At 40.2% G+C, this 11,878-nt stretch carries 18 protein-coding genes; 5 read left to right on the top strand and 13 right to left on the bottom strand.

Translation table 11 applies throughout. From position 1 onward, the window contains the following. From lepB to AC6I5B_RS07705, 10 genes are all read right to left on the bottom strand, one after another. The gene (gene lepB / locus AC6I5B_RS07750) at positions 1–573 is read right to left on the bottom strand and encodes a signal peptidase I (protein ID WP_004613905.1); all 573 of its coding nucleotides are present in this window, start codon (positions 571–573) and stop codon (positions 1–3) included. Between the two features lie 64 nt (positions 574–637). Further along, entirely contained in the window at positions 638–985 is a 348-nt protein-coding gene (rplS, locus tag AC6I5B_RS07745) for a 50S ribosomal protein L19 (RefSeq protein ID WP_004613906.1), read from the bottom strand. A gap of 96 nt (positions 986–1,081) precedes the next feature. Next, positions 1,082–1,816 (bottom strand): tRNA (guanosine(37)-N1)-methyltransferase TrmD, encoded by a 735-nt coding sequence (gene trmD / locus AC6I5B_RS07740; RefSeq protein WP_004613907.1) that lies wholly within the window; start codon positions 1,814–1,816, stop codon positions 1,082–1,084. A 3-nt stretch (positions 1,817–1,819) separates the two neighbouring features. Then, positions 1,820–2,326, bottom strand: coding sequence for a ribosome maturation factor RimM (gene rimM, locus AC6I5B_RS07735; protein ID WP_004613908.1), 507 nt, complete (start codon positions 2,324–2,326; stop codon positions 1,820–1,822). Positions 2,327–2,374: 48 nt separating this feature from the next. Next, on the bottom strand, positions 2,375–2,602 hold the full coding sequence (locus AC6I5B_RS07730; protein ID WP_004613909.1) for a KH domain-containing protein: 228 nt from the start codon (positions 2,600–2,602) through the stop codon (positions 2,375–2,377). Positions 2,603–2,625: 23 nt separating this feature from the next. Next, positions 2,626–2,871 (bottom strand): 30S ribosomal protein S16, encoded by a 246-nt coding sequence (gene rpsP / locus AC6I5B_RS07725; RefSeq protein WP_004613910.1) that lies wholly within the window; start codon positions 2,869–2,871, stop codon positions 2,626–2,628. A 48-nt stretch (positions 2,872–2,919) separates the two neighbouring features. Then, positions 2,920–4,269 carry a signal recognition particle protein gene (ffh, locus tag AC6I5B_RS07720; RefSeq protein ID WP_004613911.1) on the bottom strand — a complete coding sequence of 450 codons (1,350 nt, stop codon included), beginning with the start codon at positions 4,267–4,269 and terminating at the stop codon, positions 2,920–2,922. Position 4,270: 1 nt separating this feature from the next. Further along, on the bottom strand, positions 4,271–4,621 hold the full coding sequence (gene ylxM, locus AC6I5B_RS07715) for a YlxM family DNA-binding protein (protein ID WP_022250909.1): 351 nt from the start codon (positions 4,619–4,621) through the stop codon (positions 4,271–4,273). A 71-nt stretch (positions 4,622–4,692) separates the two neighbouring features. Next, positions 4,693–5,268, bottom strand: coding sequence for a xanthine phosphoribosyltransferase (locus AC6I5B_RS07710; RefSeq protein WP_004613913.1), 576 nt, complete (start codon positions 5,266–5,268; stop codon positions 4,693–4,695). A 102-nt stretch (positions 5,269–5,370) separates the two neighbouring features. Then, positions 5,371–6,282: a S8 family peptidase gene (locus AC6I5B_RS07705; protein ID WP_117787212.1), complete on the bottom strand. Its 912-nt coding sequence runs from the start codon at positions 6,280–6,282 to the stop codon at positions 5,371–5,373. 149 nt (positions 6,283–6,431) lie between these two features. Here AC6I5B_RS07705 and AC6I5B_RS07700 point away from each other — a divergent pair, with 149 nt between their 5' ends. After that, positions 6,432–6,692 (top strand): chorion class high-cysteine HCB protein 13, encoded by a 261-nt coding sequence (locus AC6I5B_RS07700; protein ID WP_083382817.1) that lies wholly within the window; start codon positions 6,432–6,434, stop codon positions 6,690–6,692. Positions 6,693–6,734: 42 nt separating this feature from the next. Here AC6I5B_RS07700 and AC6I5B_RS07695 read toward each other — a convergent pair whose 3' ends face one another. After that, on the bottom strand, positions 6,735–6,860 hold the full coding sequence (locus tag AC6I5B_RS07695; RefSeq protein ID WP_004613916.1) for a hypothetical protein: 126 nt from the start codon (positions 6,858–6,860) through the stop codon (positions 6,735–6,737). Between the two features lie 100 nt (positions 6,861–6,960). On the opposite strand from AC6I5B_RS07695, the gene AC6I5B_RS07690 reads away from it, so the two are divergent. Next, positions 6,961–7,485 carry a hypothetical protein gene (locus AC6I5B_RS07690; RefSeq protein WP_004613917.1) on the top strand — a complete coding sequence of 175 codons (525 nt, stop codon included), beginning with the start codon at positions 6,961–6,963 and terminating at the stop codon, positions 7,483–7,485. Next, positions 7,478–7,762, top strand: coding sequence for a hypothetical protein (locus AC6I5B_RS07685; RefSeq protein ID WP_004613918.1), 285 nt, complete (start codon positions 7,478–7,480; stop codon positions 7,760–7,762). The genes AC6I5B_RS07690 and AC6I5B_RS07685 overlap by 8 nt, the downstream gene beginning before the upstream one ends. Positions 7,763–7,816: 54 nt before the next feature. Here the strand turns inward: AC6I5B_RS07685 and AC6I5B_RS07680 are convergent, their stop codons facing one another. After that, positions 7,817–8,293 (bottom strand): acyl-CoA thioesterase, encoded by a 477-nt coding sequence (locus AC6I5B_RS07680; RefSeq protein ID WP_004613919.1) that lies wholly within the window; start codon positions 8,291–8,293, stop codon positions 7,817–7,819. 86 nt (positions 8,294–8,379) lie between these two features. Here AC6I5B_RS07680 and truA point away from each other — a divergent pair, with 86 nt between their 5' ends. Then, positions 8,380–9,123, top strand: a complete 744-nt coding sequence (gene truA, locus AC6I5B_RS07675; protein ID WP_022250905.1) for a tRNA pseudouridine(38-40) synthase TruA — start codon at positions 8,380–8,382, stop codon at positions 9,121–9,123. Positions 9,124–9,174: 51 nt separating this feature from the next. Here truA and AC6I5B_RS07670 read toward each other — a convergent pair whose 3' ends face one another. Then, a complete protein-coding gene (locus AC6I5B_RS07670; protein ID WP_004613921.1) occupies positions 9,175–10,032 on the bottom strand; it encodes a patatin-like phospholipase family protein in 858 nt (285 codons plus the stop codon). A gap of 167 nt (positions 10,033–10,199) precedes the next feature. Here AC6I5B_RS07670 and AC6I5B_RS07665 point away from each other — a divergent pair, with 167 nt between their 5' ends. After that, positions 10,200–11,837: an ABC-F family ATP-binding cassette domain-containing protein gene (locus tag AC6I5B_RS07665; RefSeq protein WP_004613922.1), complete on the top strand. Its 1,638-nt coding sequence runs from the start codon at positions 10,200–10,202 to the stop codon at positions 11,835–11,837. The last annotated feature ends 41 nt before the right edge of the window (positions 11,838–11,878 follow it).

Raw genomic sequence — 11,878 nt, 5'->3', positions numbered from 1 at the left:
CTATTTCACAAAACCAAAGTGATCCTTTGGCGCTATTACAAACCACACTTTTCCTTCAATCTCTGTTCTTTTCACATTGCCAATATCCGCCATACGGCTATCTTCACTATTCTGTCTGTCATCTCCCAAAACAAAAAATTCATCACCGCCCAATGTAATTGGCTCTTCTACAATTCCCGGATCATCGATTTTCGTCGTCTTATAGTCTTCCTCAATCTTTTCTCCGTTAATCAGAATCTCTCCGTCCTTAATCTCTACCGTCTCCCCCGGAAGCCCAATGATTCGCTTGATATAATAATGCGAATTTTCATTTCCATTCGGTTTAAACGCAATAATGTCCCCTCGTTTCGGACTGCTTGCATTATATATAATCCGATTGATGAGTGTGATATCTCCATTTTCTAATACCGGTTTCATAGAATCTCCGATCGTACTCACTCTCTGTCCAAAATACCACACAAATACAAAGGCGATCAGACATACAACTGCAATCTGAAAAGTCCATATTCCCACTACACGAAGCAGATCAAAATTCACTCTCTTCTTTTCTTTTCCAAATTTTAAACGACCCATCTATTCTCCCTAATAACACAAAAGGGACAATATACAGTATGTACTTGTCCCTTCCTCACATTTACTATTTTACTAATTCTTTTACTTTAGCTCTCTTACCAACGCGTCCTCTTAAGTAGTTCAGTTTTGCTCTTCTTACTTTACCTTTACGAACAACTTCTACTTTTTCTACGTTTGGTGAGTGTAATGGCCAAGTCTTTTCAACACCAACTCCGTTAGAATTCTTTCTAACTGTAAATGTTGCTCTTGTGCTTCCACCTTGTTTCTTAAGCACTGTACCTTCGAAAACCTGAATTCTTTCACGGTTTCCTTCTTTGATTTTACCGTAAACTTTTACAGTATCACCAACGTTAAATTCTGGTACTTCAGCTTTTAATTGTTCAGCTTCAATTTTTTTAATAATATCGTTCATCTTGTGTGACCTCCTTATAATTTGGACGTTCTTAATACATATTCTGTATCAGAGGACCATCTCTTTCTTCTCACAACGCTCTTTATTCTACCATACTTAGTTTTCCTTGACAAGTGTTTTTACTAATTCTTTTTCTTTTTGTGTCAAATCTGCTTTTTCTAACAAATCAGGCCTTCTTTCCGCTGTACGAATCACAGATTGTTCTCTTCTCCACTTCTCAATATTTGCATGATGTCCGGAAAGCAGAATCTCCGGCACTTTCTTTCCATGCCATTCTTCTGGTCTTGTATACTGCGGATATTCCAACAGATTGTCCTGAAAGCTTTCAAATTCCGCAGATGTATCATTATGGAGCACCCCGGGAATCAATCGTGATACCGCATCGATCATTACCATCGCCGGAAGTTCCCCTCCTGTCAGCACATAGTCCCCGATTGATACATAGTCTGTTACTATTTCTTCCAGAACGCGTTCATCAATCCCCTCATAATGTCCACACAAAAAGATAAGCTCTTCTTCTTGCGCGAATTCTTCCGCCATACTCTGCGAAAATGTCTGTCCCTGTGGTGAAAGATAAATCACTCTGGGCTTACTCTTTGCCTTTTCTGCCACTGACCGATAAGCGCCGTAGACAGGTCCTGCCTGCATAAGCATTCCCGCTCCTCCACCGTATGTGTAATCGTCCACACGATTATGTTTGTTTTCTGCAAAATCTCGGATGTTCACTGCTTCAATCGTCAAAAGCTCATTTGCCATTGCTCTCCCGATAATACTCGTGCTCAATCCGTTCATCACCATATCCGGAAATAATGTTAATATATGAAAATGCATCCTCTATACCAGCCCTTCCAGTAAATGAATTACCATCTTTCTATTCTCAATATCTACATCTAAAATACACTGCTTGATTGCAGGGACAAGAACTTCTTTGCCATCTGACATCTCGATGATATAGACATCATTTGCTCCTGTTTCCATCACATCCTTCAGCGCTCCAAACAGTTCTCCATCTTCCGTGAATACGTCCATCCCAATCATATCAGCAATAAAATATTCATCTTTTTTTAATTTCACTGCATGTTCACGGTCAACCAAAAGACGCTTCCCTTTATATTTTTCAATATCATTTATATTATCAATCCCTCTGAATTTCAGGATTACAAATTGTTTAAAAAATTTAACTCCTTCAATTTCCAACGGCAATTGTTCTTTTCCTGTATCCAAAATTACTTTTTTTAACTTTTTAAATCGTTTCACATCGTCAGTTGTCGGAAATACTTTTACTTCTCCACGCACACCGTGTGTGGAGGAAATCACTCCCACCTGCAATAACTGCTCCATGAAATTCTCCTTTCCACTCTACGTTTTATGATAAAATAGACACCGCAATTACGCGATGTCTACGATTACTTTTTTATCTTCTTTAGCAGCCGCTGCCTTTACGACGGAGCGAATTGCTTTCGCGATTCTTCCTTGCTTGCCGATTACTTTTCCCATGTCAGAATCTGCCACACGCACTTCAACGATAATAGTTTTTCCTTCCACTTTTTCCGTAACGACAACGCTTTCCGGATCATCTACTAATGCTTTTGTAATTACTTCTACTAATTCCTTCATTACACCCACCTCCGTGGTACAGCCTATTTTTCAATACCAGCTGCTTTGAAAATCTTACCAACCATTTCTGTTGGCTGAGCTCCGTTGTTTAACCATTTTTTAGCTGCTTCTTCGTCTACTTTGAATACGCTTGGTTCCTGGTTTGGATCGTAAGTACCGATTTCTTCGATAAATTTACCATCTCTTGGAGATCTTGCATCTGCAACAACGATTCTGTAAAAAGGAGCTTTTTTCTGTCCCATTCTTTTTAATCTAATTTTTACTGCCATTTGTAGTCACCTCTTCTTTTAACTTTCTTTTTCTTTTTTATCTATGTGTTAAAAAGGAAGTCTGAACTTTCCTTTTTTACCACCAATGCCACCCATCATACCCGGAAGCTGTTTCATCATCTTCTTAGACTGCTCAAACTGCTTCACGAGCCGGTTCACTTCACTGATGTCCACCCCTGCGCCTTTCGCAATTCTGCGCTTTCTGGATGGATTTAAAATATCCGGATTCCGGCGTTCTTTGATCGTCATCGAGTAGATAATGGACTCAATCTGCGCCATCTTTTTCTCACTCTCTTCTGAATCAATGTCTTTCATCTTAGCTCCGCCAAGTCCCGGCATCATACTCATGATGTTCGCAAGGCCACCCATCTTCTTCATTTGCTTCATACTCTCAAGGTAATCTTCAAAATCGAACTGTGCTTTTTTCAACTTCTGCGACATCTCTTTGGCTTTCTCTTCGTCAATATCTTCTCCGACCTTCTCGATCAGACTCAAGACATCTCCCATACCCAATATACGGGAAGCCATTCTATCTGGATAAAACTGTTCCAAATCGGAAAGCTTTTCACCCATACCAACATAAAGAATCGGTTTTCCGGTAACTGCTTTGATGGAAAGTGCAGCACCACCTCTTGTATCACCATCTAGCTTTGTAACAATCACACCGTCAATTCCGATTTTCTCATTGAAACTGCTCGCCACATTGACCGCATCTTGTCCGGTCATGGCATCCACAACTAAAATCGTCTGATGCACCGTCACAGTTTCTTTAATCTCCTGCAGCTCTGCCATCATATCTTCATCAATATGAAGTCGACCCGCCGTATCTAAAATTACTATATTGTTACCATTCTTCGCCGCATGTTCCAAAGCTGCCTTGGCGATATTCGCCGGTTTGTGATTTTCTCCCATAGAGAATACTTCCACACCCTGCTTCTCACCGTTAATCTGCAGCTGCTTGATCGCAGCCGGTCTGTACACATCACACGCTACCAACAATGGCTTTTTCCCTTTTAATTTTAACTTTCCGGCAATCTTAGCAGTTGTTGTCGTCTTACCGGCACCTTGCAGACCCGCCATCATAATCACGGTTGTCGCCTGTCCAGGTTCCAGCTTAATCTCTGTCGTCTCAGAGCCCATCAGCTTGATCAACTCTTCATTTACGATCTTGATTACCATCTGCCCCGGATTCAGTCCATTCATAACGTCCTGTCCTATTGCACGTTCCTGAACATCCTTCACAAAGCCTTTCACTACTTTAAAGTTAACATCTGCTTCTAAGAGAGCCATCTTCACTTCTTTGAGCGCCGCCTTGACATCATTCTCCGTCAAACGTCCCTTGCTCCGAAGATTTTTGAATACATTCTGTAGTTTTTCTGATAAACTGTCAAATGCCATATTATAACTCCTCTATTATCTCTCCTGAAATCTTTCTGATTTCCTGTATCAATTGGTCTTCCCCGCTGTTTCTCACATCTTCCTTTTCCAAAAGCTCATTCATGCGGTGAACCTTTTCTTTGATTGACAGGAACTTTTCTACCAAATGCAGTTTTGCTTCATAACCTTCCAACGTCTTGTTGCAACGTTTAATCAGGTCATGCACACCCTGTCTGCTGATTCCTGCATCTTCCGCAATCTCACTCAGAGATAAATCCTCCAATACGAATTGCTCGTATATTTCTTTTTGGTGACTGGTAAGCAGTTCACCATAAAAATCATATAATAGTGCCTGTTCTAGAATCTCATTCATTTTCATCACCTTTGCTATCATAAACGATTTTAAATAAGGTGTCAAGCTTTTTTTCTTGACACCTTTACTTTTTAACGAAATGTAATCGTTTTATTTACACAATCCATATCTTCTATGATTGCAAGCGATTCCAAATGCAGCCCTTTGCTTCGAATCATATCCCCGCCTTTTTGCTGTCCTTTTTCAATCACAATTCCAATTCCCTCAACAGTCGCTCCTGCACTTTGTACCAGGTCAATCAACCCCTCCATTGCACACCCATTTGCAAGGAAATCATCAATGATTAAAATATGATCTTCCGGACCAATGTATTTTTTTGATACGATGACATCATATACTTTTTTATGCGTGAACGATTCAATCTTTGTAGAATACACTTCTCCGTCAATATTGATGCTCTGTGTCTTTTTTGCAAACACAACAGGAACACCAAAATGCTGTGCTACTACACAGGCAATCCCAATTCCCGAAGCCTCAATTGTCAAAATTTTGTTGATTGGTTTGTCTGCAAACAGACGTTTAAACTCTTTTCCCATCTCATTGAACAAATCAATATCCATCTGATGGTTCAAAAAGCTGTCTACTTTCAGAACATTTCCTTCCTTTATTATTCCATCCTTTTTGATTCTTTCTTCTAATAGTTTCATATCGGATACCTTCCTCGACCTGTCTTTTTATTCGCTTACTTTCTTTAAGTATTTCTATCTATCATATAAAAAAATGTTTTTACTGTCAATTTAAAACTGGAATTATTCTAAAAGTTTTTTTATATTTAGTTGCCCCCACCCCTGACGATTGTAATCTGCCCCCATATCACTGCTGCTCTCGCGAAGTTTGAGCTTGACTTCCACATTGGACATCTCCGGATATTTACTCAATAAATCCGCAATCGCACCGGATACAATTGGTGTTGCCATCGATGTGCCGCTTTTCACCACATACGGCTGTCCTCTCTGCCTCGCAAATTTCGCATTGCAGGAGCGAATATAGGAGCCTGGCGCTACAACATCCGGCTTACATACACATTCTTTTGTGGGTCCTCTCCCGGAATAGTGTTTCTTCGTGCTTCCCCTTTGGTCTATATAATACTGGTCATCAGAAGATCCAACCGTGATAATCTTTTTGCTGTCCCCCGGTGTTGTAATCGTCCCCTCCTTCGGTCCTAAGTTTCCCGCAGCAGCCACGACAACCAACCCCGCATCCCAAAGCGCCTCCACGCCATTGATTAATCTTTCTTCTTCTCTCTCGTCTGATTGCGGCAGCATTCCCACAGAAATATTTACAATACGTATATGATATCTTTTTTGATTTTCTAAGAGCCATCGAAACGCCTTCATCACTTCCGTCACATTACCATTTCCTTTTTGATCTAATACCTTTAAGACGATCAAATCACACTCCGGAGCAATTCCCCCGTATATTCCCTCAGAGGAATTTCCATTCCCAGCCAGGACTCCGCACACATGCGTCCCATGACCATTGTCATCATAGATGACTTCCTGTCCATTTACAAAATCTCGAAATGCCAGCACTTTATTCTGAAAATCCGGATGGGGAGCAATCCCTGTATCCAGCACTACTGCCACCACCCCTTTCCCAAGATATTTTCCCTTTATAACATCATCACACCAATATTGAACGATTTGCTTTACCCGTTTCATAAGGATCTGTTTCCTTTTTAATTTAAAATATGAAACAGTCCTTTTTTTGTTCGTTTTCTTTCCCCTCTAAATATTTTCTTTTTTCAGGAAACATAAATAAGCCCTGCTACATATTATGAAGTGTAAACAAATTATATGGAGGCTCAATTATGAGTGATTTAAGTGCAACAAACTGTGGATGTGGCTGTGAAAGAAACGAAAGATCTGGATTTGGAAACAATTCCTGCTTATGGATTATTTTACTTTTATTCTGCTGCGGCGGATGCGGCAACGGATTTAGCGGCAACAACAACGGCTGTGGAGACAGCTGTATCTGGATTATCCTTCTGTTATTCTGCTGTGGCGGATTTGGAAGCGGATCCAACAACGGTTGTGGCTGTGGCAATGGATTCGGAGATGGCTGCTGCTAATCCTTCCAAAAAATTCCGGCTGGTTTAAACCCGGCCGGAATTTTATTTTTTCGTCTCCCTATTTTTGTCCTTGTTTGTTTTCACAGTTTTTTTTCCTGCTTTTTTTGCTGCACATTTCAAATCCAGTTCATAAACTGCATTTCCATCTATAATGAGCTTATGTTTCATTTGCCTATACCTCCAGTTATTCTATGTTATATTATATGTTCATTTCATAATTTCGCCCTTCTCCTCATATATATTTACAACGTTAGATTTAGGAGTGACTATGGAAGATCATGATTTTGAAAAAATGACCCCTTTTGATCAACTGATTTCCACACAAAGTCTGCAAATCCTGAAGCTGCTGATTCCATATACCCCTCCGGAAAACCAACGCTTTCTAGCTGTATACACAAAATTTTTGGAACTGCAGCACACCATAGATTTTTTTCAACGCTTTCACAGCGATGTCTACTCACAGGATTTTAAAAAGAAAACATTCTCTCCTTTTCATATCATTCAGGAAATCCGACCTTATATTCCTGCACAGTTTGGAGAAACATTTGACATGCTCATGAATATGATGGATATGATGGAGGTGTTTCAAAATATGAATGAAACTGCAGATTCTGATGGGAACACAGACCCGGACTTTGATCCGATGGCCATGATGAAAAATATGCTTGCGCCAGAACAGCAGGCTATGTTTGATATGTACAACACAATGTCTTCACAAGAAACCCAAAGCGAAACTGAAACAGAACCTCAAAACGAAACCCAAAACAAAGAAGGAGAACAAGAACATGATTGATTGGTTAAATGACCCTATGCTAAAAAATATGGATCCGATAAAGGTAGAGTTGATCAAGACAGCTGCCGCCCAGACGTCCGGAAAATCCGGTCGTGCACTCGCCCCTGTTTTGATGACACTTATCACAAACGCAAATAAAAAAGGAATCCGGTTTTCCCCTGATGAAATTTCATTGATTCTAGAATTGATAAAAGAGGGGAAAACGCAGAAAGAAAAGGAACAGATTGACCGGACGATTCAAATGGTAATGTCCATGCTGAAAAAACAGAATCCCTAAGATTCCTCACAGCGCATGTTTAAATGAGGACACAAGCCAGGCTCGTGTCCTCGTTTAAAATCCTTCCATTTTTCGAATATTTCTCATCTGTCGCCTTCTTTTTCCACTCTCCCATTCTGCCTTTTCCGATTCCGTCTCCAAAATCAATCCCGGCACTTTAACCGGCTTATCATTTTCATCCAATGCCACCATACAAAAATATGCTCTGTTGATTGGACGACGGATACCTTCTGCATCCTCGACATAAGTGTCCACCCGCACTTCCATAGAAGTAGTTCCAACATACGTAAGTTTTCCTATCAAAACAATCACTTCATTTTGATAAGCCCCCTTCAGGAACCTCAAGTTATCTACAGATGCAGTTATCACATTCGTTTTGGCATGTCTTTTTGCGACAAGTCCCGCAACCTCATCAATCCACTGCATCAAAATTCCGCCAAACAGACGGTTTGCTCCATTCAAATGATTTGGTCTTACAATGTGCACTGTCTCCACTCTAGAATCTTCTACTTTTTTCTTTTCTATACTCATCCTGATTCCTTTCTTGCAAACGTCTTTTCTTCTTTCTTATTTTTTGCTATACTGAACAAAACATAGTATAACACAAGGAGAACATTATGCGAAATATAAAATTGACAATCGAATATGACGGAAGCCGTTATCAAGGCTGGCAGCGCCTTGGCAAAGACGAATCAACCAACACTATTGCGAACAAGATTACAGAAGTGATCAAAAAGATGACAAACGAAGATATCGAGCTTTTCTGTGGATCAAGAACTGAAGTTGGCGTGCATGCGTACGGTCAGGTCGCAAGTTTTAAGACTACAACAGATATGACCCTGATCGAGATTCAGCATTACTTGAACCGCTATCTTCCGATGGATATTGCGATTACTGATATTGAGGAGAAACCTGAGCGCTTTCATGCGAGCCTGAATGCAACTTCCAAAATATACATGTACCGCATCTCTGTCAGCGAAGTTCCAAGTGTATTCGAACGCAAATACGTTTATCACTCTTTCAAAAGACCTGATGTGGATCTGATGAAACAGGCAGCAATTCTGCTTGTTGGGAAACATGATTTCAAAAAATTTTCTACGGTAAAGAAAAATAAATCTACTGTCAAAGAAATTTATGACATTGACGTTTACGATGACGGAGAGGAACTTCAGATCACGCTGCACGGCAATGATTTTCTCCATAACATGGCGCGTATGATACTTGGCACACTTCTCGATATCGGTGTCGGCAATCGAAAAAAAGAAGATATTGAACTGATTTTTGATTCAAACTCAGACGTGGCAGCAAGTGCACCTGCTGACCCGAAAGGATTATACCTTCAGGAAGTACTCTATCAATAGGGACAGTCAAGAAGGACAGGACTATGTTTTTTCATAATCCCATCCTTCTTTTTATTTTTCCAAATATTCCATCAGTGCATCATACTGTCGTTCCATCAGATGATATCCATGCTCATAAAAGTTCATCAGAGAATCATAGTTCTTTTCCAACCGAGATACCGGTTTGATCTGAGGACGCAGCACAAAAATTTTTCCTCTCTTTTCCAAACTTTCCACCCAATCCATCGTCCGGTTGTACACAATCGGTCTTCTTCGAATACTTTCCACCAGTTTCGGATATTTTTTATATGCAGACTGATACAGGCGATGTTCCCCTCTTGTCATCAGTTTCTTTCGGTATTTCATATTTCTTGTAAGTATCAGCACAACCTTTTTATTGCCAAGCTTTGTTGCTCTGTTGATCGGAATGGAATCTGCAAGTCCTCCGTCCAGATACGGAACTCCATCTACATTGACGATTGGGGAGACAAGTGGCATACTGCTGGATGCACGGCAGATCTTCATCAGTCGTTCCTTATCACTTTTTTCCTTCATATATTCTGCCTTTCCAGTAATACAATTCGTCGTCACAACTTCAAACTCCATATCTGACGCAAAATACGTATCATAGTCAAATGGAAAAATCTCATTCGGATACTTATCAAAAATCATATCCATGTTCAGCAAGCTTTTTTCTTTGATAAATTTTCGGATTCCCATATAATAATCATACTCTTTTTCTTTGTGAATCATACAGTCTCTTGTTCTTCCTATCTGTTTCGAGACATAATCGACTCCATTGCAGGATCCGGCAGATACCCCAATCACATGTGACAGGTACACATTTTTCTCCATCAGATAATCCAACGCTCCTGATGTAAACACTCCTCTTGTTGCTCCGCCTTCTAAAACTAAACTAGCCTTTGTCATACTGTTTCCCTCGCTTTCCGTTCTTTATTATATACCTATTTTCCGCAAATTAACAGATTAAGATGTTCTCGTCTTGCCATTTTCCCTTTCCCGTGGTAAGATAGGCGGTGGAAAACACCGAAAACTTATTAAAATAAGAAAAGAAATCTCATGGAGGGAATGCATATATGATTAGCACAAGTAATATTACATTGCGTGTCGGCAAAAAGGCATTGTTTGAAGATGTAAATGTAAAATTTACAGAAGGCAACTGCTATGGTTTGATTGGTGCCAACGGCGCCGGTAAATCCACATTTTTAAAAATCTTATCCGGACAGTTAGAGCCGACAAAAGGAGAGGTTATCATCACTCCCGGAGAACGTCTCTCATTTTTGCAACAGGATCACTTCAAATATGACGAATACCTTGTTTTAGATACCGTTATTATGGGAAACCAGAGACTGTATGAAATCATGAAAGAAAAAGAAGCGTTATATGCAAAAGAAGATTTCACTGACGAGGACGGAATCAAAGCAAGTGAATTAGAAGGCGAATTTGCCACAATGAACGGTTGGGAGGCAGAGTCTGATGCCGCTACATTATTGAATGGTCTCGGAATTGATACCGAGCTGCATTACAAATACTTAAAAGATCTGACTGGTTCAGAAAAAGTCAAAGTACTTCTTGCACAGGCTTTATTTGGAAATCCGGATATTCTTCTTCTGGACGAGCCTACAAACCACTTGGATTTAGATGCCATCGCATGGCTGGAAGAATTTTTGATCAACTTTGATAACACAGTAATTGTCGTATCCCACGACCGTTACTTCCTGAATAAAGTATGTACACAGATTGCAGATATTGATTACGGAAAGATTCAGTTATTCGCCGGAAATTATGACTTCTGGTATGAGTCAAGCCAGCTTATCATTCGTCAAATGAAAGAAGCGAACCGCAAAAAAGAAGAAAAAATCAAAGAGCTGCAGGACTTTATTTCTCGATTCAGCGCCAACGCTTCCAAATCAAAACAGGCAACTTCTCGTAAACGTGCCCTTGAAAAAATCGAGTTAGATGATATCCGACCATCAAGCAGAAAATACCCATACATCGATTTCCGTCCAAACCGTACAATCGGAAACGAAGTGCTTTCTGTGGAAGGTTTATCTAAGACAATCGACGGTGTAAAAGTGTTAGACAACCTTTCTTTCACAATCAACCGTGAAGACAAAGTCGCTTTTGTCGGAGGCAATGAACTTGCAAAGACAACTTTATTTAAAATCTTAATGGGCGAAATGGAGCCGGACGAAGGAACATACAAATGGGGAGTGACAACTTCTCAGGCATATTTCCCGAAAGACAGTACTCGTGAATTTGACAATGACGATACAATCGTTGAATGGCTGACACAGTATTCCGAAGAGAAAGATGTCACTTATGTACGTGGTTTCCTCGGCAGAATGTTATTTGCCGGAGACGACGGTGTCAAAAAAGTAAAAGTACTCTCCGGTGGAGAAAAAGTACGTTGTCTTTTATCTAAAATGATGATCTCAGGCGCTAACGTATTGGTACTTGACGAGCCTACTGACCATCTTGATATGGAATCTATCACTGCACTGAACAACGGATTGATCAAATTCCCAGGGGTACTTTTATTCGCATCCCGTGACCATCAGGTTGTACAGACAACTGCAAACCGTATCATGGAGATTGTTCCGGGCGGAAAATTAATTGATAAGATTACAACTTACGATGAATATTTAGAGAGTGATGAGATGGCTAGAAAACGTCAGACTTACACTATGGACAATTCAGAGGAAGACAACTAAAAACAGAGCTGGTGCTCTGCGGATATTTTTTATCCGCATTG

It is taken from the genome of Faecalimonas nexilis, from assembly GCF_059731825.1.
Note: the sequence above shows the minus strand (reverse complement) of the source record. Positions and strands in the feature narration are given on the sequence as shown.